Origin of the sequence: Rhodococcus sp. YL-1, from assembly GCF_001942025.1 — a bacterium.
Lineage (GTDB): Bacteria > Actinomycetota > Actinomycetes > Mycobacteriales > Mycobacteriaceae > Rhodococcus_F > Rhodococcus_F qingshengii.
The window spans coordinates 709,913-732,152 of record NZ_CP017299.1; the positions used below are offsets into that span (position 1 = coordinate 709,913).

General features: G+C 63.1%; 22 protein-coding genes. 19 read left to right on the forward strand and 3 right to left on the reverse strand.

What is annotated here, in order from left to right; genetic code table 11:
* Positions 1-13: 13 nt before the first annotated feature.
* Positions 14-2,383, forward strand: a complete 2,370-nt coding sequence (locus tag BH682_RS03335; RefSeq protein WP_143542566.1) for a DUF7937 domain-containing protein — start codon at positions 14-16, stop codon at positions 2,381-2,383.
* A gap of 32 nt (positions 2,384-2,415) precedes the next feature.
* On the opposite strand, the gene BH682_RS03340 is transcribed toward BH682_RS03335, so the two are convergent.
* Both BH682_RS03340 and BH682_RS03345 read right to left on the reverse strand, forming a co-directional pair.
* Positions 2,416-3,825 carry an acyl-CoA synthetase gene (locus BH682_RS03340; RefSeq protein ID WP_075832055.1) on the reverse strand — a complete coding sequence of 470 codons (1,410 nt, stop codon included), beginning with the start codon at positions 3,823-3,825 and terminating at the stop codon, positions 2,416-2,418.
* 28 nt (positions 3,826-3,853) lie between these two features.
* Positions 3,854-5,194, reverse strand: coding sequence for an SLC13 family permease (locus tag BH682_RS03345; protein WP_042922673.1), 1,341 nt, complete (start codon positions 5,192-5,194; stop codon positions 3,854-3,856).
* A 99-nt stretch (positions 5,195-5,293) separates the two neighbouring features.
* Here BH682_RS03345 and BH682_RS03350 point away from each other — a divergent pair, with 99 nt between their 5' ends.
* From BH682_RS03350 to BH682_RS03415, 14 genes are all read left to right on the forward strand, one after another.
* Positions 5,294-5,941, forward strand: a complete 648-nt coding sequence (locus tag BH682_RS03350; RefSeq protein ID WP_058227238.1) for a FadR/GntR family transcriptional regulator — start codon at positions 5,294-5,296, stop codon at positions 5,939-5,941.
* A gap of 267 nt (positions 5,942-6,208) precedes the next feature.
* On the forward strand, positions 6,209-8,770 hold the full coding sequence (ftsH, locus tag BH682_RS03355; RefSeq protein WP_075832057.1) for an ATP-dependent zinc metalloprotease FtsH: 2,562 nt from the start codon (positions 6,209-6,211) through the stop codon (positions 8,768-8,770).
* 59 nt (positions 8,771-8,829) lie between these two features.
* Entirely contained in the window at positions 8,830-9,447 is a 618-nt protein-coding gene (gene folE / locus BH682_RS03360) for a GTP cyclohydrolase I FolE (RefSeq protein WP_019746783.1), read from the forward strand.
* Between the two features lie 5 nt (positions 9,448-9,452).
* A complete protein-coding gene (gene folP / locus BH682_RS03365; RefSeq protein ID WP_020968349.1) occupies positions 9,453-10,313 on the forward strand; it encodes a dihydropteroate synthase in 861 nt (286 codons plus the stop codon).
* Position 10,314: 1 nt separating this feature from the next.
* On the forward strand, positions 10,315-10,680 hold the full coding sequence (gene folB, locus BH682_RS03370; protein WP_003945780.1) for a dihydroneopterin aldolase: 366 nt from the start codon (positions 10,315-10,317) through the stop codon (positions 10,678-10,680).
* Entirely contained in the window at positions 10,677-11,180 is a 504-nt protein-coding gene (gene folK / locus BH682_RS03375; protein WP_042923562.1) for a 2-amino-4-hydroxy-6-hydroxymethyldihydropteridine diphosphokinase, read from the forward strand. The genes folB and folK overlap by 4 nt, the downstream gene beginning before the upstream one ends.
* A gap of 17 nt (positions 11,181-11,197) precedes the next feature.
* On the forward strand, positions 11,198-11,665 hold the full coding sequence (locus BH682_RS03380) for a DUF3180 domain-containing protein (protein ID WP_153213529.1): 468 nt from the start codon (positions 11,198-11,200) through the stop codon (positions 11,663-11,665).
* 68 nt (positions 11,666-11,733) lie between these two features.
* Positions 11,734-12,855 (forward strand): DUF6779 domain-containing protein, encoded by a 1,122-nt coding sequence (locus tag BH682_RS03385; protein WP_190287633.1) that lies wholly within the window; start codon positions 11,734-11,736, stop codon positions 12,853-12,855.
* Between the two features lie 110 nt (positions 12,856-12,965).
* Entirely contained in the window at positions 12,966-13,907 is a 942-nt protein-coding gene (locus BH682_RS03390; RefSeq protein ID WP_075832061.1) for a Rossmann-like and DUF2520 domain-containing protein, read from the forward strand.
* Complete coding sequence (panC, locus tag BH682_RS03395) at positions 13,900-14,832, forward strand: pantoate--beta-alanine ligase (RefSeq protein ID WP_003945953.1); 933 nt, start codon at positions 13,900-13,902, stop codon at positions 14,830-14,832. The genes BH682_RS03390 and panC overlap by 8 nt, the downstream gene beginning before the upstream one ends.
* Positions 14,833-14,859: 27 nt before the next feature.
* A complete protein-coding gene (panD, locus tag BH682_RS03400) occupies positions 14,860-15,306 on the forward strand; it encodes an aspartate 1-decarboxylase (protein ID WP_003945761.1) in 447 nt (148 codons plus the stop codon).
* A gap of 3 nt (positions 15,307-15,309) precedes the next feature.
* Positions 15,310-16,125 carry a type III pantothenate kinase gene (locus tag BH682_RS03405; protein WP_007726991.1) on the forward strand — a complete coding sequence of 272 codons (816 nt, stop codon included), beginning with the start codon at positions 15,310-15,312 and terminating at the stop codon, positions 16,123-16,125.
* 261 nt (positions 16,126-16,386) lie between these two features.
* Entirely contained in the window at positions 16,387-16,905 is a 519-nt protein-coding gene (locus BH682_RS03410; protein WP_007726989.1) for a cysteine dioxygenase, read from the forward strand.
* A complete protein-coding gene (locus BH682_RS03415) occupies positions 16,902-17,324 on the forward strand; it encodes a rhodanese-like domain-containing protein (RefSeq protein WP_003945445.1) in 423 nt (140 codons plus the stop codon). The genes BH682_RS03410 and BH682_RS03415 overlap by 4 nt, the downstream gene beginning before the upstream one ends.
* A gap of 21 nt (positions 17,325-17,345) precedes the next feature.
* Here BH682_RS03415 and BH682_RS03420 read toward each other — a convergent pair whose 3' ends face one another.
* Positions 17,346-18,305, reverse strand: coding sequence for an AraC family transcriptional regulator (locus tag BH682_RS03420; RefSeq protein WP_054781983.1), 960 nt, complete (start codon positions 18,303-18,305; stop codon positions 17,346-17,348).
* An 80-nt stretch (positions 18,306-18,385) separates the two neighbouring features.
* Here BH682_RS03420 and BH682_RS03425 point away from each other — a divergent pair, with 80 nt between their 5' ends.
* The 4 genes from BH682_RS03425 (at position 18,386) to BH682_RS03440 (ending at position 22,223) form a co-directional block, all read left to right on the forward strand.
* Entirely contained in the window at positions 18,386-19,219 is an 834-nt protein-coding gene (locus BH682_RS03425) for an NAD(P)H-binding protein (RefSeq protein ID WP_075832063.1), read from the forward strand.
* A complete protein-coding gene (locus BH682_RS03430; protein WP_054826783.1) occupies positions 19,216-19,719 on the forward strand; it encodes an anthrone oxygenase family protein in 504 nt (167 codons plus the stop codon). Before BH682_RS03425 ends, BH682_RS03430 begins: the two co-directional genes overlap by 4 nt.
* Before the next feature lie 11 nt (positions 19,720-19,730).
* Entirely contained in the window at positions 19,731-21,242 is a 1,512-nt protein-coding gene (lysS, locus tag BH682_RS03435) for a lysine--tRNA ligase (protein ID WP_075832065.1), read from the forward strand.
* Positions 21,243-21,884: 642 nt separating this feature from the next.
* Positions 21,885-22,223, forward strand: a complete 339-nt coding sequence (locus BH682_RS03440) for a histone-like nucleoid-structuring protein Lsr2 (protein WP_003945673.1) — start codon at positions 21,885-21,887, stop codon at positions 22,221-22,223.
* Positions 22,224-22,240: the final 17 nt, after the last annotated feature.

Sequence of the window (22,240 nt, forward strand, 5' to 3'; positions counted from 1 at the left end):
AGGAGCTTGGCGAATGACCGAAGACAACTCGCGTCAACCCGGTGAACCATCAATAAGCAGTTCGCCCCAGTCGCACGGCATGTATCTACCGCCACAGAGCTATTCACCGACGCGATCTGCGTTCGTGGATATTCGGATCGGTGACTACACCCGCGACGGGACAGCCGCGGCACTGCTGTTCGTGTCGCTCTTCTTACCGTGGAGTGCGACCGTCGGAATAGCCCGCGTCGGTTCGAGTGCTCTTGTGCTGCTTCTGGTTCTGCCGACACTGCTGTCGCTGGCGTCGCTGTTACTGCCGTACGTGGCGCGACTCGGAATGCTCGGGCCGAATTGGAATGTCGGGCAGATACGTGTGCTGCGTCTGGTGGCCAACGGACCCCTCATTGCCACTGTTGTGGGTCTTGTCGTCTACGACGTCATTCGTGGAATGTTCCGATTCAGTGAGAGTTCGAGTATTTTCACCGGCAACGGGGTTGGCGCTGGAGCGTGGTTCGGGCTTGCCGGCGCCCTGCTCGCAGCTCAACCGCGCGCGGCCGAAATTCGCATCGACCCTCGAACCGCGCCGCGATGGTTGGCGTTGGTGAAGCCGCTTGTGTTTGTGGCTTGGGGGTCGTCAGTGGCCTCGGCGCTACTCGCGCTGATCTACATCCTGGTCTCCGTCAGTCGCTACCGATATTACGACGGGCCGCAGACATTCGAGAGCCTGATCGTTCTCTTCGTGTCGTCGGCCGTTCCGATCGTCGTGGTGGGTGTTGCGGCAGTCGGTCTCGCCAGACGGTTTGCGTCCTGGCGCCTCACCATCGCCGCGCTCGGCATCGCTCTCCTCGCAGCCGGATTACTCCACTCGATCAGCGAGGGCACAAGTGTCGAGCTGTTCCACACGGTCACGGCTAGTCCCTACTACGGCATCACGTTCTTGATTGCCGCAGCCGCAATTACATTCATTCCATTCGGTGTTGCGTCCGTCGGCGACGGGACGCACCCCGGATACGTCTGGCTCGCAGCGGCACGAAACGGCATGCTGTTGATCGCGGTGTGGAGCTTCGGTGTTGGATTCTCTCAGATCGCAATGGCAGCAACGCAATTTGGCATCGTGCCGTGGGGAGATGCGTTAGTGCTCGCTGTTCTCGCGATACTCTTCGGGATTCTTGCCGTTGTCGGAGTCAGATCACTGTCGCTTCGGTATTCTTCGCTCGACCCTCGCCCGTCACGCGAGGTCGGTCTCGGAGTCTGTCTCGGCTTGCTCGTCCTGATGATCGCTCGTCTCGTGGTGCAGTCGGCCATGTATGGCGAAATATATTACAGTGCATGGATATTCGATCTCGCCATGGCGATGCTGGTGGTTCTGGTTGCTCTCGCTCTCACAGTCTCACCGGCTGTTCGGAATTTGTATGCGGGGGTGCAACTGTTCGCGTCGGCCACCACGGTTACAGCTGCAATACCGAATCTCGGACAGCCCGTTCGGCCTTCGGGGCGTGCTCTCGAGGCTGCGGATCCGCGGACTCCGGCGGCGGTGCTGTTCGAGATCGCGTCGAGTTCGCCGGAGTTGCGGCCGGCGATCGCTGCGAATCCGTCGACGTACGACGATCTTGTGACGTGGCTCGAAGCGCTGGGTGATCCTGCTGTGGATGCAGCGTTGGACCGAAGGGCTGCCGGGCAATTCGGTCTACTCGGACCCGAACCCGAACCTGCGACCGAGACGTTCATTTCGAGCGGACCGGAGTCCAGCTCCAGCGGCGAAATTGTGCAACCGTTCGCACCGCGATCGGCCGTGCCGCAATTTGCCGTGCCGCCACCGGACCCGGGGTATGGGCCGACCGGCGTTCCACTCCGGCCTGGTGGGTTTCGGCCGGCCGGAGCCGGGATACGAGTTGCCGCGCGGTTCATCGATTTTGCCATTCTCGCAGTTGTGTCGGTCGTCGGCGGAATGATCTCCACCGCGACGCTCGGAAACGGATTCGACTTCGATTCCTACCGGACAAGTTCGGGTCTGATTGGCCTGCTGATCGGGATCGGTTCGATCGTGTACTTCGTATGGGGAGAGTCGGCATTCGGGGTAACCCTGGGCAAACTCGCCCTCGGAATAGGCGTTCGCTCGGTAGGAGGTGCGCGTCCGGCCCTGGCGCAGTCCTTCAAACGGAATGCATTCGTGATCCCCATGTACCTCGGATCGGCTGTTTCGGCGTTGGCCATGCTCGGTAGTGATGACGAGCTCGTCGGCATGCTGAATTCGATGTCGTTGGGCAGTGTCGCGAGCATTCTCGGTTCTCTGGTAACAGTCGCTATTTCGATCGCGATCATCGTTTCGATCAGTAGCGCACCGGACGTCCGCGGCTTCCATGATCGGATGGCTGATGCCGTCGTCGTGGTCACCAGGCAGTGAGCGAGCACGCTTCGAGTGAAACAAGCACACCTTCAGGGCGTCAGCAGCTTCTTCTGGACCTTGCCCATAGCGTTGCGCGGCAAGCTGTCCACCAGACAAACCTGGCGTGGGCGCTTGTGGATCGACAGTGATTCGGCGACGAAGTCCGAAACCACAGCGCAGTCGGCTACGTCGCCGACGATGAAGGCGACTATGCGCTGGCCGAGATCGTCGTCCGGCATACCGACGACGGCGGCCTCGCGAACGCCGGGGTATGCCAGAAGTGCCTGTTCCACCTCGCCGGCACCGATGCGGTATCCACCGGACTTGATCATGTCGACCGACTCGCGACCTACGATGCGGTGGAATCCGCTGTCGTCGATCACCGCGATGTCGCCGGTGCGGAACCAGCCGTCTTCGGTCATGGATTCCGCTGTCTTCGAGGGGTTCCCGAGGTACTCGTCGAAGAGAACGGCGCCCGCAACTTCCAGTTGCCCAAGCTGCTCTCCGTCGTGCGCCGACAATTCGCCGTTCTCGCCGCGCAACCTCGTCCTGACTCCCGGAACGGCGTGCCCGACCCAACCCGGGCGACGTTCGCCGTCGTGCGTCGTGCTGACGGTGATGAGGGTTTCACTCATTCCGTAGCGCTCGACGGGAGCCAACCCGGTCAGCGATTTCATCCGCTCGAACAATGGAACCGGAAGTGGTGCACTTCCGGACACGAGCAAGCGCGCGGATCGCAATGCTGCTGCCGCCGAGGGCTCACCGCACACGCGTGACCAGACGGTCGGAACACCGAAGTACAACGAGCCACCCGCTGCGGCATACGAATCCGGAGTTGGTCTGAAGGTATGAATCAGCGGCGAACCCACGCGCAAGGCGCCCAACACGCCGAGAATCAACCCGTGGACGTGGAAGAGGGGCAGTCCGTGGACGAGTGTGTCCTCTGGCGTCCAATTCCACACATGAGCGAGCGCGTCGAGATCCGCAGCGATCGATGCTCGCGAGAGGACAACGCCTTTCGGAGCTCCGGTGGTTCCCGAGGTGTACATGATCAGTGCGGTAGCTGCCGCGCTCGGTTCGGGATAGGACGTCGCAGATCGCGCGTGAATATCGATGGGAATCAACGGGATACTCGAATCCGACGGTCCGTCTCCGAGTATCAGTTCGGCCTGGGAATCGGCGATGATGTGCTGACGTTCGAGCGGGCCGGAGTCCGGCGGGATCGGGACCACGGCAACACCGGCGATCAGTGCGCCGGCGACGGCGACCACTGTCTCGAGGCCGGCGGCGGCTTGTACTGCCACTCGCTGTGCACCGTGGATTCGATCGGCGACCGCGGTGGCGGCGGCAAACAAGTCGGCGCGAGAGAGGGTTGCGCCTTCGCCGAAACTGACCGCCGCTCCGTGATCGTCGAAGATGCGGGGGTCGAGGGAGCGCAGAAGTGTGGATTCGCTGTTCATTGCGAGTTCCCTTTCTTTGAGCGAAGATTCAGACGGACCATGGAACAACGAACAGCAGCCAGGCGAGAATCGGCGTCACCACCATGATGGTCATGCCCCACCGCATCGTCAGCCCGAACACCACGTCGCGTTCTTCCGGAGCGGCGTTCGCGACCACCAGCGCGCCGTTGGTCGAGAACGGACTGCAATCGACCAGAGACGAGGAGATTGCCAGCGCGATGACCAGACCGGTTGCATTGACCTGACCGGTCATCAGGAATGGAATTGCCAAAGGGATGAGTGCGCCGAGGATTCCCGTGGTGGATGCAAACGCCGACACGATCGCGCCGATCAGACAGATCAAGAACGCCGCGAGAAGTGGAATCCCCACGTGTGCAACAGAATCCCCGAGCCACTGGACGGTGTTCTGGTTCTGCAGAAGAGCGACGTACGTGACGATTCCGCCGATGAGGAGCACGGTGCCCCAGCTGATCTTGTCGACGGCGCCGCGGGCGGAGGCAGGGAAGATCAGGGTGAGAAGTACCGCGACGGTCAGTGCGGTGAATCCGACGTCGAGGTCGAACACCAAGGCGCCGAGTGCAAGCGACGCCAGTCCGAGCAAGGTGAGTCGGCGCTCGAGGTTGAGTGCTCCCTCGTGCGGAGCGGCCCCACCCGAGGACTTGCCGCCACCCTTCGAGCTGTCGCCGGAACCCGAGCCGGTGATGGTGTCGCTCCCGCCAGACGCATTGCCGACTGCGTTGACGAGCACGCGTTCGGAGTCGCCGCGCGCAATCAACGCGCGTCCGCCGAACGAGACGTACGCGACGGCAGCAACAACGGCCGCGGCCGCGAAGGTCGAGACGAACAGCAAGGCCGGGCTCGACGGGAGGCCGTTCTGACGCATGACGTCGTTGGTGATCACGCCGAAGATTCCGATAGGGGAGAAGCTGCCCGCCGTTGCGCCCTGGACGACCATGAAGCCCATCAGCATGGGGTGGATCCGGTAGCGGGTGGCGAAGCCCATTGCCACCGGCGCGATGATGGCGACGGCAGCGGGACTGACCGCGCCCATGGCGGTCACGGCTGCGCACACCGCGAACATCGCCCACGGCACGAGGGCCACTCGTCCTCTGACCGCGCGGACTGCCGCGTGAATGATCCAGTCGACCGTGCCGTTGTTTCTGGCCAGCGCGAACAGGTAGGTGACGCCGACCAGGATGACGAAGAGGCTGGCCGGGAAGCCGTCGAGGATCTCGCTGGTATCGACGGTGAAGACCAGTGTTCCGACGACGAAGGCAGCCACCAGGGCGAGCGCACCCATGTTCACCGACCTCACGGTGGATATGACGAACACCAGGACAAGTACTGACAGGGCTATGACATTTGCCATCGAACTCTCAATCCGTTCGCGACCAGCTTGTGGTCTGCATCACTTGGAATTGGCCTAGCCTCTCTGCCACTGCTCCATTTGTCAAGTACACTCCGAGGCATGAATTCGACGTCATCGCCCGGCTCGCGCTCGGGCCTGCCCGGACGATTGAAGCGTCCGCGTCTGTACGAGCAGTTGGCCGAGCACATTTCGAATTTCATCGAGGCTCAAGGTCTTTCGCCCGGTGATCGGCTTCCTCCCGAACGCAGCCTGGCTGCCGAACTCGGCGTGAGTCGCGCGTCGCTGGCTCAAGCGCTCGTTGCCCTCGAAATCCGAGGCCGAGTCGAAATCCAGCACGGTAACGGTGCAGTGATTCGTGAAGCTCCGACGCCCGACGCGGGCCGCTCTGCGGACTCGGGAGTGCGGCTACAGGACCGAACCGTCGACGAACTGACTGCCGCCAGGGAGGCGATCATGGCGGGCCTGGCTCGGGCGGCGGCGTCGAATCCCAACGCTGCGCTTCGGGTCGCGATGTTGACCGACGACGGGACCGCGAGAAACTTCGCCGAGACGTGGCGCTGCGTCAGGCACCTGGCCGGTGGCGGCTTACTGGCTGATCTCGACGACACCATCGCCAAGCAGGCGGACGTGCCCGAGTCCTCGGCGCGACTGTCTGCACGACTAGATCAGCTCGCCCACCGGATCATCGACGGTGACCAATCGGGCGCCGCTGACGCTGTTGCGGGAATCCTCTCCGACACGGCCTGACGAATAACGACGGACAAGCGTCGGAAAAGCGCACGATAACCACTATGAGCATGTTCGCTCACAGGAAACTGTGCTGCGACGTAGCCCGGGAACCTGATCGGCAATGCGCACGTTGAACACAGTGACGACCGTTCCAACCAAGCGGCACGGCCGCTGGCGGGCATCGATGGGGCCGATCGCGGTAACCTGCAGGTGTCCGGTTGGCAGCCGGAAGGCGACCTGGCAGACCCGCACTCTCGAAAGGACCGGCCACATCGGCCGACCTGTATGAACCGTAAGACTGTGTTCCGTAACGTGCTACTCGTAGCCGTCGTGCTGTTGGTGATCTATGCCTTCAGCTACTTCAGCAACGACACCCGCGACTTCAAGACCGTCGACACCTCGGTCGCGATCTCCCAACTCGACGCAAAGAATGTTGAGTCGGCGCAGATCGACGATCGTGAGCAGCAGGTTCGTCTGTGGCTCAAGAACGGCAACGACGCCACCGACGGTAAGACGCAGATCCTGGCGAAGTACCCCGCGAGTGCGTCGGAGCAGATCTTCGACAAGGTCGAAGGCGCCGGTGCGGACAAGTTCAACACGACGGTCACTCAGGAGAGCTGGCTGACGTCGATCCTTCTGTTCGTGCTGCCGATGATCATTCTGTTCGGCATCTTCTTCTTCGTCATGAACCGGATGCAGGGCGGCGGTGGTCGCGGCGGAGTCATGGGATTCGGTAAGTCGAAGGCCAAGCAGCTCACCAAGGACATGCCGAAAACCACGTTCGCCGACGTCGCCGGCGCGGACGAGGCTGTCGAAGAGCTGTACGAGATCAAGGACTTCCTGCAGAACCCGGCTCGCTACCAGGCGCTCGGCGCCAAGATTCCGCGCGGTGTCCTGCTGTACGGCCCTCCCGGAACCGGTAAGACACTGCTCGCACGCGCTGTCGCAGGCGAAGCCGGCGTCCCGTTCTTCACCATCTCCGGTTCTGACTTCGTCGAGATGTTCGTCGGTGTCGGTGCTTCGCGTGTTCGCGACATGTTCGAGCAGGCCAAGCAGAACAGCCCCTGCATCATCTTCGTCGACGAGATCGACGCCGTCGGTCGTCAGCGCGGCGCAGGCCTGGGCGGCGGACACGACGAGCGCGAGCAGACACTCAACCAGTTGCTCGTCGAGATGGACGGCTTCGGTGATCGCACCGGCATCATCTTGATCGCCGCAACCAACCGCCCCGACATCCTCGACCCCGCACTGCTGCGTCCGGGACGCTTCGATCGCCAGATTCCGGTCGGCGCCCCCGACCTCGCCGGTCGCCGCGCGATCCTGCGCGTGCACTCGCAGGGCAAGCCGATCGATCCCAACGCCGACCTCGAAGGTCTCGCCAAGCGGACCGTCGGAATGTCGGGTGCTGATCTCGCCAACGTCATCAACGAGGCTGCGCTGCTCACCGCACGCGAAAACGGAACCGTCATCACCGAAGCCTCGCTCGAGGAATCGGTGGATCGTGTTGTCGGTGGACCGCGGCGTAAGAGTCGCATCATCAGCGAGCACGAGAAGAAGATCACGGCGTACCACGAGGGCGGTCACACGCTGGCTGCTTGGGCAATGCCTGACATCGAGCCGGTCTACAAGGTCACGATCCTCGCTCGCGGTCGCACGGGTGGCCACGCGATGACCGTGCCAGAGGACGACAAGGGTTTGATGACGCGTTCGGAGATGATCGCTCGTCTCGTCATGGCAATGGGTGGACGCGCCGCCGAGGAGTTGGTGTTCCACGAGCCCACCACCGGAGCGTCGTCCGATATCGACATGGCGACCAAGATCGCCCGCGCGATGGTCACCGAATACGGCATGAGTGCCAAGCTCGGCGCGGTTCGCTACGGACAGGAGGGCGGGGATCCGTTCCTCGGCCGTTCGATGGGCGTTCAGTCCGACTACTCACACGAGATCGCCCGTGAAATCGACGAAGAGGTGCGCAACCTCATCGAGGCAGCGCACACCGAAGCGTGGGCAATCCTCAACGAGTACCGCGATGCGCTCGACCTCATCGCTACCGAACTGCTCGAGCGTGAGACGTTGACTCGCAAGGACCTCGAGAAGATCCTTGCCGGCGTCGAAAAGCGTCCGCGCATCACGGCTTTCAACGATTTCGGTGGGCGCACGCCTTCGGATCGTCCGCCGGTGAAGACTCCTCGCGAACTCGCGATCGAGCGCGGCGAAACCTGGCCGGAGCCCGCTGCCGCACCTGTTCTCGTCAAGGCAGGTGCACCCAACAGCGGTGCCCCCAACAGCGGTGCCCCCAACGGTGGTCTCCCCAACAACGGCAACCAGGGACCCTCGAACGGCTACGCACAGCCTTCGTACCCGCAGCCGAGTGCTCCGCAGCAGACTCCGCAACCGGGAACACCCGACTACGGAGCGCCCGCCGGATGGTCGGCACCGGGTTGGCCTCCGCGTGAGAACCCGTCGCCGACGTACCCCGGACAGCAGTCGGGTGGGTACACCGGTGGACAGAATCCGACCCCGCCGAACCAGTCGCAGGGCCAGTACGGTCAGCCCCAACACGGTCAGCCCCAGCCCGATCAGGGGCAGTACGGCCAGCCGCACCCGGGGCAGCAGGCGTACCCGGAGCAGCCGCATCCCGGCCGCCGTTACCCCGCGCAGCCCGATTACCCGGTGCAGTACCCGGACAGTGGACCTTTCGCCGATCCGAACCGGGGAAACCCGTCGGGTGAAAACCAGTGGCAGAGCCCCGCACCGGAACAGCCGCAAACTCCTCCGCCGCACCATTCGGCTGAGGACGAGGGACCGAGCACCGTTCGCTGGGACGGACCGGACGGATCTCGCTGACCTTGCGCCACTAGGCTCTGCGGCGGGGGACCTGTGAACAATTCTCGAGGAGAGTTCGGTTGTCGGTGAATGATGTGGCCAGTGAACTGGTGTCGCTCGGAACGGGCCGCCCGTTCGATCAGGCGCGGGCAGAGGCTGCCGTACGGGAATTGTTGATCGCGGTCGGTGAAGATCCGGAGCGCCCAGGCCTGCTCGATACGCCGGCCCGGGTTGCGCGCTCGTACAAGGAGATCTTCGCGGGTCTGTACTCCGAACCTGACGACGCGTTGAACACGACTTTCGACGAGGGTCACCAGGAGTTGGTGCTCGTGCGAGACATTCCGATGTTCTCGACGTGCGAGCACCACCTGGTGTCCTTCCACGGTGTTGCTCACGTTGGCTACATCCCGGGAAAGTCGGGCAAGGTCACCGGTTTGTCGAAGCTCGCGCGCGTCGTCGACCTGTACGCCAAGCGTCCGCAGGTGCAAGAACGCCTGACCAGTCAGATCGCGGATGCTTTGATGCGCAAGCTCGACCCGCGTGGAGCCATCGTCGTCATCGAAGCCGAGCATCTGTGCATGGCGATGCGCGGTATCCGCAAGCCCGGAGCCAGCACGACCACGTCTGCGGTTCGTGGGCTCCTGCAATCCAGCGCGGCCTCGCGGTCCGAAGCGCTGGACCTCATCCTGCGTAAGTGAGCAAGATGTCCGCGGCTCCCGTTGCAGGCAGCGATCCGGCCCGGATGGTCGTGATGGGGATTCTGAACGTCACCGCCGATTCGTTTTCCGACGGTGGTCAATTTCTCGATCGTGACGCGGCGATCGCTCGCGGACTCGAACTGCAACGCATCGGCGTCGACATCGTCGACGTCGGCGGCGAGTCGACGCGTCCCGGAGCCACCCGCGTCGATCCGAAACTCGAGGCGGACCGAATTGCCCCGGTGATCGAAGAACTGGTGGCAGCCGGAATTCGCGTCAGCGTCGACACGATGCGTGCTTCCGTCGCCGCCGCCGCGATCGAAGCGGGCGCAGGCATCGTCAACGACGTATCGGGTGGTCGCGCAGACCCCGACATGGCCTCCGTTGTGGCCGACGCCGGAGTGCCCTGGATCCTCATGCATTGGCGCTCGGCCGGTGACTACGTCCATCGTGGCAGCGCCGATCACTACGACGACGTGGTCCGCGATGTCCGTGACGAACTGCTGTCGCAGGTCGATCTGGCGTTGAAGGCAGGGGTCGATTCGTCGTCGATCATCCTCGACCCCGGCCTCGGGTTCGCTAAGAACGCCGACCACAACTGGGCACTGTTGCGTGCACTACCCGAGTTCAACGCGACCGGATTCCCGGTACTGGTCGGCGCTTCCCGAAAGCGGTTCCTCGGGTCTCTGCTCAGCGATCCCGACGGCAATCCGCGTCCACCTGGTGGCCGCGAGACTGCGACGGCCGTGGTCTCCGCCCTTGCAGCGCGCGAAGGCGCCTGGGGAGTTCGGGTGCACGACGCACAAGCTTCGCTCGACGCCATTGCCGTGGTCGACGCCTGGAACCGTGGACGAGAAAGGGCCTGACATGGGGGACCGAATCGAATTGCGCGGACTGAAGGTTCGCGGCAATCACGGAGTGTTCGACCACGAGAAGCGTGACGGTCAGGACTTCTTCATCGACATCACCGTATGGATGGACTTGGCTCCCGCCGCGGCGTCGGACGACCTGACGCAGACCCTGCACTACGGCGAGTTGGCGGAAGCCGCCGCAGCGATAGTCGCCGGCCCGTCGCGCGATCTCATCGAGACCGTCGCCGCGGAGATCGCCGACGACGTCATGAAAGATTCGCGAGTCGAGAGCGTCGAGGTTGTTGTCCACAAACCGTCGGCACCGATTCCGCTGGTTTTTGCGGACGTCGCCGTCGTCGCACATCGGACCAGATCGGCATGACGCGCGCTGTTCTGTCGATCGGTTCCAACATCGGCGACAGCGTGGCTCACCTGCAGTCCGTTGTCGACGGGTTGGGCAGCGCCGTCGTTGCTGTCTCACCGGTCTACTCGACCGCGCCGTGGGGTGGCGTCGAGCAGCAGGATTTCTACAACGCGGTGGTGGTGGTCGACGATCCCGAAGCCGATGCCGCTGAATGGCTTCGCCGCTCGCAAGCTCTCGAGGAAGCCGCAGACCGGGTGCGCGAACAGCGGTGGGGGCCACGGAGCCTGGACGTGGACGTAGTCGACTGCGAAGGCGTCGTCAGTTCCGATCCCGTGCTCACACTTCCGCATCCGCGCGCGCATCTTCGGGCATTCGTTCTCGTTCCCTGGCTGGACGTCGAGCCTGACGCGACGCTGATCGTCGACGGCCAGAAGTTGCCGGTGGCACAAATTCTCGACGGCCTCGATAGCACTGAGCGCGAAGGTGTCCGCACTACCGATGTGGTGCTTGCGCGGTGACCGAAAACGACAAGGGTTTGAAGCCGACCCGGATCAGTGAACTCGCGGTACTCGCCGCAGTGGCGGCCGTGGCCACCTGGATTCTGATTCGCGTGTTCTACGGTTCGATGCCGCCCATCCCCGTTTATGCGGGAGCGTCGCTCTACTTCGTCGCCGTTGCCGAGGCCGTCTTCGCTTTTGTCATTCGTTCACGCGTCAAGAACCGGCAGGTCGGCGACGGGCTCAGACAGCTTCATCCGATCACCGCCGCCCGAGCGCTGGCATTGGCCAAAGCATCCGCTTTGGTCGGTTCAGCTACCGTCGGTGTCTGGGTCGGAGTGCTGGTGTATCTCATCCCACAGCGCTCGGTTCTGCAGGCCGCAGCCTCCGACACGCCGGGCGCGTGGGTGGGGTTGGGCGCCGCAATTGCGCTGGTAGCGGCAGCTCTGTGGCTCGAACATTGTTGCAAGACGCCGGAAGATACACCTGACGAGCCTGCGCACTGACAGCCTGGTCGGCAAATCACCCACCGAGGTACGTGGCGACCCCGGTCTCGGCAAGTACCCTGGCAACCATGACAAATTCTGGTCGATCGAAGTCTGCGCGCCGAAGCAAGCGCAGCGCGAGCCAGATGATCATTGCTGCTCTTCTGGCACTTGCTGTCATTGCTTCGCTGTTTCTGATTTTCAGCAACAGCGTTCAGCTTCTTCGGGTGGGTCTGGTCGTCGCTCTGTGGGCAGCCACCCTCGGCGCTATCGCCATGACCAAGTATCGGCGTGAGTCGGCACTGGACAAAGCCAAGGTTGCTGATCTGCAGACCGTGTACGAACTGCAGCTCGAACGTGAAATTTCTGCTCGACGCGAGTACGAACTGAGCGTCGAAGGTCGCGTGCGACGTGAGGTGACCGCGGACGCGGAGGAGCTGGCCGGGTTGCGCGCCGAATTGGTAGCGCTGCGCCGAAACCTCGAAGCACTGTTCGAAGGTGGGCTGCTGCCCGAACAGACCGCGCTCAAGACCGATTCGACGCGAGTGCCGGAACTTGGCGGTAGTTCGTACGGCGCGTACCAGCCGGCACCGTCGGGGTTGTACGTTCCCGGCGCCGGCCAGAGCGGGCCCAGCCAACCGGCACCGAACGTCGGCGGCTTGGCTTCACCCAACGACGATCCGGTGACTGCTGAGACAACCGTCGTGTTCGCGGAGACGTCGTGGCGTGAAAGCAGCTTCGTGGCGCCGCGCGTCATCCCGACCCAGAAGTCTCGAGAGACGCAGAAGCCACAAGAGACGCAGAAGCCCCAGAGCGGGAACCAAGCACCGAGTTCTCCGGTGAGTTCCTCGCCGACACGAACGGTGAAAGACGTTTCGGTGAAGAAGGATTCGGAGCCGGTCGCGCCGGTCGAGCCTGAAGTCAAGGCTCCCGCCCAGGCCCCGAACATCGAAGATGCCGTCATCGAAGACGCTGTCGTCGAAGAGGTGCCCGAGGTTGTTCCCGCGGTTGTTCCCGAAGCTGTCGCGGAAGCTGAACCCGAATCCGCTGCGGAGCCTGACGCGGAGCCGCGACGTCGTCGCCGTGCTGCCCCGGAAGATGCCGCGAGCGGTGCTCATTCCAACGGATTGACCGTCGCCGAAATAATGGCGAACCTGAGTTCGAGCAACCCGTCCGAAGGCTCCGGTCGACGTCGTCGCCGAGAGGACTGAGTCGCAGATCACTCGCCCGGCCATGGCATGACGGTTCGGGCGAAGGATATCCTCGGACGCAGAACGTCTGGTACCCGCCGAGCGGGACTGGAACGAACGAGAGGAATCCGGTGACTTCCTTCGGGATCACTAATGGGCCTGCACCTGCGCGCTTGACGGTAGGAATTGTCTCAGCAGGACGGGTCGGAACAGCTGTCGGTGCCGCATTGGAGCGAGCCGGTCATGTTGTCAGCGCTTGCTCCGCCGTCTCCAGTGCCTCGGTTGCCCGCGCTGTGAAGCGGCTTCCCGATACCGAAATTCTTCCGGCTGCCGACGTCGCAGCTCGCTCCGAACTGCTGATTCTTGCCGTTCCTGACGACCAGCTTGCGGATCTTGTTCGAGGTCTCGCGGCCACCCAAGCGGTCAAGCCGGGCACGCTCGTCGCCCACACGTCCGGTGCCAACGGGATCGCGATCCTGACTCCACTCACCGAACTCGGCGCGCTGCCCCTGGCTATCCATCCGGCGATGACGTTCACCGGTCACGACGAGGACACCGCACGGCTGTCGTCGGCATGCTTCGGAATCACTGCTGCCGACGACATCGGTTACGCGATCGCGCAGTCACTGGTCCTCGAGATCGGCGGCGAGCCCGTCCGAGTGCGCGAGGAGAACCGCGCGCTCTACCACGCCGCACTGGCTCACGGCAGTAATCACCTGGTCACGCTCGTGGTCGACGCCGTCGAGGCACTGCGAGCGTCGTTGCAAGGTGACGAGCTGCTCGGTCAGCAGTTGATCGACGGCGATCCGGGTGGAGTGGCCGAGCGTGTCCTGCAGCCGCTGCTGTCGGCAGCCTTGGACAACGCGCTACGGCGCGGTCCCTCGGCGTTGACCGGTCCGGTGGCACGCGGCGACGCTGCTGCCGTCGACACACATTTGCGCGTACTGACAGACCTGGATCCGGAGCTCGCAGCCGGCTATCGGGCGATGTCCTTGCGATCGGCCCAGCGGGTGGGCGCCCCCACCGAATTGTTCGACATCTTGACTGAAACGGGAGGTGACCGTCGTGAGTGATCTGCAGGGCGGATACAAGCGCGGCGAACTGACGGTGCACCACGATCCGGACAAGCTTCGGCGCGTCTCGCGGGCACTGCGAGGTGTCGGGCGTCAGGTGGCGCTCGTTCCGACGATGGGTGCGCTGCATGCCGGCCACATCGAACTGGTTCGTCAGGCCAAGGTCACCGGCGCCGTCGTGATCGTTTCCATCTTCGTGAACCCGCTCCAGTTCGGTGCCGGTGAAGACCTGGACGCGTACCCGCGCACTCTCGATGCGGATCTCGACCTGTTGCGCGCCGAGGGCGTCGAATTGGTGTTCGCGCCGAGCGCCAAGACGATGTACCCGCGTGGTCAGCGCACCACCATCGTGCCGGGCCCGTTGGGTAGCGAACTCGAAGGCGGAGCGCGCCCCACTCACTTCGCGGGAATGCTGACGGTAGTGGCGAAGCTGCTGCAGATCGCGGCACCCAATCACGCGTACTTCGGTGAGAAGGACTACCAGCAGCTGACGCTCATCCGTCAGATGGTGTGGGATCTCAACTTCGATGTACAGATCATCGGAGTTCCGACGGTTCGCGAGTTCGACGGCCTCGCGTTGTCCTCTCGCAATCGCTACCTCGACGAGAACCAGCGCGCGGCAGCGGTCGCGCTGTCCGCCGCTCTGATCGCCGGTGCACACGCGGCGGCTGGGGGAGCGGAAGCAATCCTGGAAACCGCACGCGCTGTTCTGGCAGCTGTTCCGGAAATCGAGGTCGACTACCTCGAGGTTCGGGGCGTCGATCTGGGCCCCGCGCCCGAGCGAGGTGACGGTCGACTGTTGGTGGCCGCCAAGCTCGGAACCACCCGTTTGATCGACAACGTCGGTGTCGCGGTGGGAACCGGCTTCCTCGAGCGTGACACCGACCCATCCGCCGACGCCATCGACGACCTGCTGTCTCACTGAGCACTTTTCACGAGTAAGGACCTGGATATGTTTCGCACGATGATGAAGTCGAAGATCCACCGCGCCACCGTGACTCACGCCGACCTGCATTACGTCGGCTCCGTCACCGTCGACCAGGATCTGATGGACGCCGCAGACCTCCTCGAAGGCGAACAGGTGTGCATCGTCGACATCGACAACGGTGCGCGTCTCGAGACGTACGTCATTGCCGGCGAGCGCGGGACCGGTGTCATCGGAATCAACGGTGCGGCAGCGCATCTGGTCAAGCCAGGCGACCTGGTCATCCTCATCGCCTACGGCGTGATGAACGAGCAGGAAGTCAAGGAGTACTCCCCGCGCGTCGTCTTCGTCGATGCCGACAACAAGCAGATCGAACTCGGTTCCGACCCGGCTCACGCGCCGGAGGGTTCGGGTCTGATCACCCCACGCATGCTGTCGACGCTCGAGGCCTCGCGCGAATCCAGCCTGGTGTAATCCATGCTGCTCACGGTCGACGTCCGGAACACCAACATCGTTCTCGGTCTGTTCTCCGGGACTGGTGAGTATTCGAAGCTGTTGCAGGACTGGCGAATGCGAACCGATCCGCGGATGACTGCCGACGAGTTGGCGTTGACCTTCCGTGGGCTGTTGGGTTCTCATGTCGATCAGATCACCGGCGTTGCGGCGCTGTCGACAGTGCCGTCCGTCTTGCGCGAAATCCGTGTGATGCTCGAGCGGTACTGGGGTCACGTTCCCCATGTGGTGGTCGAACCGGGTATTCGCACCGGTGTGCCACTGCTGGTGGACAACCCCAAAGAGGTGGGAGCCGACCGGATCGTCAACAGCCTTGCCGCTCACCATCTTTACGAGGGGCCGTGCATTGTCGTGGACTTCGGTACGTCGACCTGTGTCGACGTCGTTTCCGCCAAGGGTGAGTTTCTGGGTGGCTGCATCGCGCCCGGACTCGAGATCTCGACCGATGCCTTGGCGTCGCAGTCCGCTGCGCTGCGCAAGGTCGAATTGGTGCGCCCGCGTTCGGTTGTCGGCAAGAATACCGTCGAATGCATGCAGTCCGGTGCGGTATTCGGCTTTGCAGGCCTCGTCGACGGATTGGTCAACCGCGTCCGCGACGAACTACCGGAGTTCGGTGGTGACGACGTCTCCGTGATCGCGACCGGGGACAGCGCACCGCTGATCATTCCCGAGTCCGACACCATCGATCACCTCGAACGGGACCTCACCCTCGAGGGGCTGAGGTTGGTCTTCGAGCGCAATCAGGCGCGTCGTGGATCCGGTCGACGACCCGTCGCCTGATCGATGGTTTCGTTCCAGCGGTTTCGCGATTGCAAAAGTTATGCCACAATGGTGCTCGTGAATCGCTGCATGGGTGCTCAGGAGTGTTGTCGAGGCTGACCGCTGCCTTGACCAATTCACATTCCTTGGAGCTAGCTCGTGCTATCCACATATTCTGCAGATCGCTCTGTTTTGACCCCGACTCTTACTAATGACCGTGCTGTTTCCGCAGGTCGTAGCGCTAATCGTGGGGCGTCCGGACGCCGTCCGAGTGGTGCGTCGTTGCCTACCCGCCTTCGCCCGGCCGATCTGCTGCGTCTGACCGACGAGGGAGCAAACGGCGTGCTCGACGGCCGTTTCGATCACCTCATCCCCGACACCTTCCCGACGCTCGACCGTTGGTCCACCCGCTTGCACGCGGACGACGACGTCGATGTGTGGCTCATCAGTTGGGTACCCGAACGCAACACCGAATTGCACGACCACGCAGGCTCGTTCGGCGCCTTGACCGTCCTCAGTGGTTCGCTCACCGAATTCCGTTGGGCCGGTGACGCCCTGGTGGAACGCCAGCTCGACGCCGGCGATCAGGCTTCGTTCCCGCTCGGATGGGTTCACGATGTCGTGCGTTCGACGGATGCTCCCGGTGCTCCGATCGAAATCAGCTCTGATGCACCGACTCTGAGCGTTCACGCCTACTCGCCGCCGCTGACGGCAATGTCCTTCTACGAAGTGACGGATCACCGGACACTTCGCCGCACCCGTACCGAGCTGACCGACCTGCCCGAGGGGGGCACCAAATGACCATCGACCAAATGCTCGACGACGCTCGCGCACAGATCGATCGTATGTACGTCTTCCAGCTCACCGAAGCCTTCCACCGCGGCGCGATCTTCGTCGACATTCGCCCGCAGGCGCAGCGCGCCATCGAGGGAACTCTTCCCGGCGCACTCGCGATCGAGCGGAACGTGCTCGAATGGCGCCTCGACCCCACCAGCAGCGCACACCTCGCGTTGGCCACCGACCACGACGTCGAGTGGGTGATCGTCTGCTCCGAGGGCTACACCTCGAGTCTGGCCGCAGCGTCGTTGCAGCAGTTGGGTCTGCACAAGGCCACCGATCTCGTGGGTGGGTACCAGGCGATCAAGGCCGCCGGCCTGCTCGGTGCGCTCAGCGGAGTTCGTCATTGCTCCCGCGAGTTGGCGGCGGTTTCGGCTCATTGAGGTATTTGCTGTGCGCCTTTATTAACCGCGGGCGGTTAATAAAGGCGCACAGCGGGTCTGGCGGTACATCTTCGGGCTCATTCCGTGATGACGGGTGAACGCGGTTGTGAGGGCGAAGGGGCTCGAGTAACCCACTTCTCGCGCGATCGACGACACCGTTCGTGCCGGGTCTGCGAGCAGATCTGCCGCCACGGACAGTCGCCACTCGGTCAGATAGCCGACAGGTCCGAGCCCCATGAGGCTGGTGAACCGGCGCGCGAAGGCCGCTCGCGAGCTGCCGGACTCCTGGGCCAGGCTCGCGACCGTCCAGGGGTGTTCCGGCCGATTGTGTATGAGCCGCAAGGCATGCCCAATGATGGGATCCTCGTAGGCCTTGATCCATCGCGGTGATCGATTCGGGTTCTCGGCGAACCACGTACGGACCGCCGATATCAGGACAAGGTCCAGGAGCCTGTCCAGCAACACTTCCTGCCCTGGCCCGTCGGCGGCGATCTGTTGTTCCAGAAGGTTTGTCATCGGCGCGGTTTCGATGCTGCGTCGTACTACCGCGACGGGTGTCAGGCTGTCGAGGATCTGACGGCTGACATAGGAGTCCAAACGGTATGTGCCCGTGAGCATGACGGTCTGACCACTGGTCGAGTTGCCCCAGGTGCGAATGCCGTGAACTGACATGTCCTCGAGTGGTGATCCGTCGACCGCAGCGCAATTCTGTGCTTCGTCGATCAGTACGTGGACTGGTGTGTCCGGGTGATCGGCGACCGTATACGGATCGGGGCCGCGCAGGAGTGCAACGTCGCCGGCCTCGAGATCTTCTGTCTGTCCGGTGTCGGAGACGACGACCGCGCTGCCTCGAACCAGAACCAGCACGGTGATCGGTGCGTGGTCCTCGATACGTAATGACCACGGTGGATCGAGCAGCGAGCGCAGTAGAAAAGCGCCCTCCGCCCGCGATCCGGCCAGCATCATCGACAATGCATCCATGCTTCGACGGTAGACGCTGGCGTATGTTTTTGCGACCTTCGGCTATGGATCGTATTGACGCTCCGCGGTCGAATGAGTGCATGACGACAACAAGCGACATTCAATCGGCAGTAGTGATCGGTGGTACCGGCAAGACCGGTGCGCGCGTTGCGCAGAGGCTGACGGCGGTGGGAATCCGTACCCGAATCGCGTCGAGAACATCCGGGACGCGTTTCGACTGGAACGATCAGGCGACGTGGCAGCCAGCAGTGTCCGGCGTCGACGTGGCATATGTGACGTATGCGCCAGATCTGGCTGTTCCGGAATCGAGCGCTCACATCGAGGAGTTCGCGGAGCTTGCGTACCGCGAAGGGGTTCGTCGCATGGTGCTCCTGTCCGGGCGCGGTGAACCGGCGGCGCAGAAAGCCGAGCAGGTTCTCGCCGACAGCGGTCTGGAATGGGCTGTGGTGCGGGCCAGTTGGTTTGCCCAGAACTTCAGTGAGGGGTACCTACTCGATCCGATTCGGGAAGGCCACCTGGCACTTCCGGTCGGTGAGGTGGGGGAGCCGTTCATCGACGTCGACGATCTCGCCGACGTGGCGGTGGCCGCATTGACTCGAACCGACCTCCTCGGCCGAGTTCTCGAGGTGACAGGTCCGGAGTTGCTCACTTTCGCGGCGGCGGTTGATGCGATTTCGACGGCGTCGGGTCGTCTCGTGACATTCGAAAGAATTGGACTCAAACAGTTTTCCGACGGCATGGCGGAGGTCGGCGTCCCGAGTGACGTCGTGGAGTTACTCAGGTACCTGTTTGCCGAGGTTCTCGACGGACGAAATCAAAGTGTGACCGGTGTCGTCGAAGAGGTCCTGGAACGACCCGCTCGAGATTTCACCACTTTTGCCGCCGAGGCTGCTCGAACGGGGGTCTGGTCGTGAAGAAATCCGAGATTTTCTTGGAGCTGCTGCTCGGGGTGACTGCGCTCGGCGCGCTCGTCGCCGGTGGTGCGTTGTTTGCCTTCTCGTCCTTCGTGATGCCCGCTCTGCGGTCGGTCGATGCACATACCGCGATCACGTCGATGCAGGCGATCAACGTCGAAGCGCCGCGTAGTGCGTTGATGCTGCCGCTGGTCGGATCGGCGCTCACCGCGATCGCCGCTGGAATCTGGGCAGCGATCTCCAGACCGGACGGCTGGGTCCTTGCTGTCGTCGGTTGCGTCGGGGTGCTCGCGTCCTTCGCGGTGACCGCGATCTACCACGTCCCTCGCAACGACGCGTTTGCCTCGGTCAGCACTACCGACGCGGCCGCATGGGCGTCGTACGAGGCGGGTTGGACTATGTGGAATCACGTTCGGGTCGGGCTGTACCTGCTGTCGGGAATCGTGCTCGCGGTGGCCGCGGTGCTACCAGCAACAAACGCGGTGGACACGGCCCAGTAGTCTTGTACCCCGTGAGTGATGTAGAAGCCCAGCCAGTCGACGACGCCCCCGAGCAGCTCCGTATCCGGCGCGAGAAGCGTGAACGGATCCTCGCGCAGGGGCAGGAGGCGTACCCGGTTTCGGTCGATCGCACCCACACGCTCGCGCAGATCCGCGCGGAGTACCCGGAACTCGAGCCGGACACGGCGACTGGCGTGCTGGTCGGCGTCGTCGGCCGCGTCATCTTCATGCGCAACACCGGCAAGCTGTGCTTCGCGACTCTGCAGGAAGGCGACGGTACCCAGCTGCAGGCCATGATCAGCCTCGCCGGCGTCGGCGAAGAGGCACTGGCTGCCTGGAAGTCCGACGTCGACCTCGGCGACTTCGTCTTCATCCACGGTGAGGTCATCAGCTCCCGTCGCGGCGAGCTCAGCGTGATGGCCGACGCGTGGCAGATCGCGTCCAAGTCGCTGCGCCCCCTGCCGGTTGCTCACAAGGAAATGAGCGAAGAGTCCCGGGTGCGTCAGCGCTACGCGGATCTGATCGTTCGCCCCGAGGCTCGGGACAACGCCCGCAAGCGCGTCGCAGTTGTCCGTGCGCTGCGCAATGCACTCGAGAGCCGCGGCTTCCTCGAGGTCGAGACGCCGATGCTGCAGACGCTGCACGGCGGCGCGGCAGCTCGCCCGTTCGTCACGCACTCGAACGCCCTCGACATCGACCTGTACCTGCGTATCGCGCCGGAACTGTTCCTCAAGCGTTGCGTCGTCGGCGGTATCGAGAAGGTCTTCGAGATCAACCGCAACTTCCGCAACGAGGGCGTCGACTCCACTCACTCGCCCGAGTTCGCGATGCTCGAGACGTACGAGGCCTACGGCACGTACGACGATTCCGCGAAGATGATTCGTGAACTCGTCCAGGAAGTTGCGCAGGAAGCATTCGGCACGCAGGTCCTCACCCTCGCCGACGGTTCCGAGTACGACGTCAGTGGCGAGTGGCAGGTTCTCGAGATGTACCCGTCGCTGTCGGCTGCCATCGGCACCGAGGTCACGCCGGATACGACGGTCGACGAGCTTCTCGCTCTGGCGGAGAAGGTCGGCCTCGAGGTTCCCAAGGACAAGGGTTACGGCCACGGCAAGCTCGTCGAGGAGCTGTGGGAGCACCAGTGCGGCGATCAGCTGTACGTGCCGACGTTCGTCCGTGACTTCCCGGTCGAGACATCGCCCCTGACCCGTGATCACCGCAGCAAGAAGGGTGTCACCGAGAAGTGGGACCTGTACATCCGCGGATTCGAGTTGGCGACCGGCTACTCCGAACTTGTCGACCCGGTCATCCAGCGTGAGCGCTTTGTCGACCAGGCGCGCCTCGCGTCGGCAGGCGACGACGAAGCGATGGTGCTGGACGAGGAGTTCCTCGCCGCGATGGAACAGGGCATGCCGCCGACCACCGGCACCGGCATGGGAATCGATCGACTGCTGATGGCTTTGACTGGTCTCGGTATTCGCGAGACGATCCTCTTCCCGATCGTTCGTCCGTCCGCTCGCTAGCTTTACTTCGGTCAAGGTTCGGCCGCACATGTTGCGGCCGAACCTTTTTCAGTTGGGGCGCTCCCAAGGTATTCGATAGTTCCCAACGACATTCGCCTGCGGCAAAGGATTCATCCATGCGCGGTCGCCCGAGTTTCGGACTTACGAATTGTTGCGATGATTTGGTCGATCGTGCCCTGGTTGAGTGCGTCAGGTAGTCCCTGATCCGACTGGACAAGGAAGACCATGACCTCGGCTGTGGAGTATCCGGGTGTGGTGACGACATCGAATTGTGCTGAGGGCGGATAGCATTCGTTGTCCGCCGGGATATTTGTGACGGTTGCGGCGTACCGGATCGCAGGGCGTCCGGAGATGGTGAAATTCGTGGGTCCGCCGTAAGCGATACTGGCGAGAGTGCTGTTCTTGGAGGCGAAGATTGCGCTCGGTAGAGGTCTTTTCTCGAGCCGTCGTCTGTCATGATTCCCCCGTCTGGATGCATCCCCCGATGCGTCGCGAGGAGTGTATCGGCACTGTCTTTGTCGCAAGACAAGTCGACCGGCATACCCGGCGGCGAGAAGTCCCAATCATCCTGACGAGCCAAGACAGGACGTTTGTCCAGGTGCTATTGTCGCTGCTTATCGAAGGATCTGGGGAGGAATGGTCGTGGTGAAAAAGGTTGTTGTCACGATGGTTGACGATCTGGACAAAAAATCGCCCGCGGACGAAACTGTGGAGTTTTCCGTCGACGGAGTTGCTTACGAAATCGATCTCACCGCCGCCCACGCCGCGGAACTGCGCGATGCACTGAAAAAGTGGATTCCTCATGCGAGAAAGTCGAATTCCGCCAAATCAGTCAACGGAGCGGTGACCAAATCCCGTCCCGTTGCCGACCGCGATCAGAGTGCCGCCATCCGCGAATGGGCCAAGGGTGCCGGCTTCGAGATTTCGGCCCGCGGTCGTATTTCCACCGAGGTGCGCCGAGCCTACGAAAAGGCCGTCTGAAATGGATCGCGAATGGA

Coding starts and splice junctions, on each gene's coding strand:
- BH682_RS03345 (WP_042922673.1), bottom strand. CDS start 5,194: ATGGCAAATGTCATAGCCCTGTCAGTACTTGTCCTGGTGTTCGTCATA.
- BH682_RS03340 (WP_075832055.1), bottom strand. CDS start 3,825: ATGAACAGCGAATCCACACTTCTGCGCTCCCTCGACCCCCGCATCTTC.
- BH682_RS03420 (WP_054781983.1), bottom strand. CDS start 18,305: ATGGATGCATTGTCGATGATGCTGGCCGGATCGCGGGCGGAGGGCGCT.
- folP (WP_020968349.1), top strand. CDS start 9,453: ATGTCCGCGGCTCCCGTTGCAGGCAGCGATCCGGCCCGGATGGTCGTG.
- BH682_RS03335 (WP_143542566.1), top strand. CDS start 14: ATGACCGAAGACAACTCGCGTCAACCCGGTGAACCATCAATAAGCAGT.
- BH682_RS03425 (WP_075832063.1), top strand. CDS start 18,386: ATGACGACAACAAGCGACATTCAATCGGCAGTAGTGATCGGTGGTACC.
- BH682_RS03415 (WP_003945445.1), top strand. CDS start 16,902: ATGACCATCGACCAAATGCTCGACGACGCTCGCGCACAGATCGATCGT.
- panD (WP_003945761.1), top strand. CDS start 14,860: ATGTTTCGCACGATGATGAAGTCGAAGATCCACCGCGCCACCGTGACT.
- BH682_RS03350 (WP_058227238.1), top strand. CDS start 5,294: ATGAATTCGACGTCATCGCCCGGCTCGCGCTCGGGCCTGCCCGGACGA.
- folK (WP_042923562.1), top strand. CDS start 10,677: ATGACGCGCGCTGTTCTGTCGATCGGTTCCAACATCGGCGACAGCGTG.
- ftsH (WP_075832057.1), top strand. CDS start 6,209: ATGAACCGTAAGACTGTGTTCCGTAACGTGCTACTCGTAGCCGTCGTG.
- BH682_RS03385 (WP_190287633.1), top strand. CDS start 11,734: ATGACAAATTCTGGTCGATCGAAGTCTGCGCGCCGAAGCAAGCGCAGC.
- BH682_RS03405 (WP_007726991.1), top strand. CDS start 15,310: ATGCTGCTCACGGTCGACGTCCGGAACACCAACATCGTTCTCGGTCTG.
- folB (WP_003945780.1), top strand. CDS start 10,315: ATGGGGGACCGAATCGAATTGCGCGGACTGAAGGTTCGCGGCAATCAC.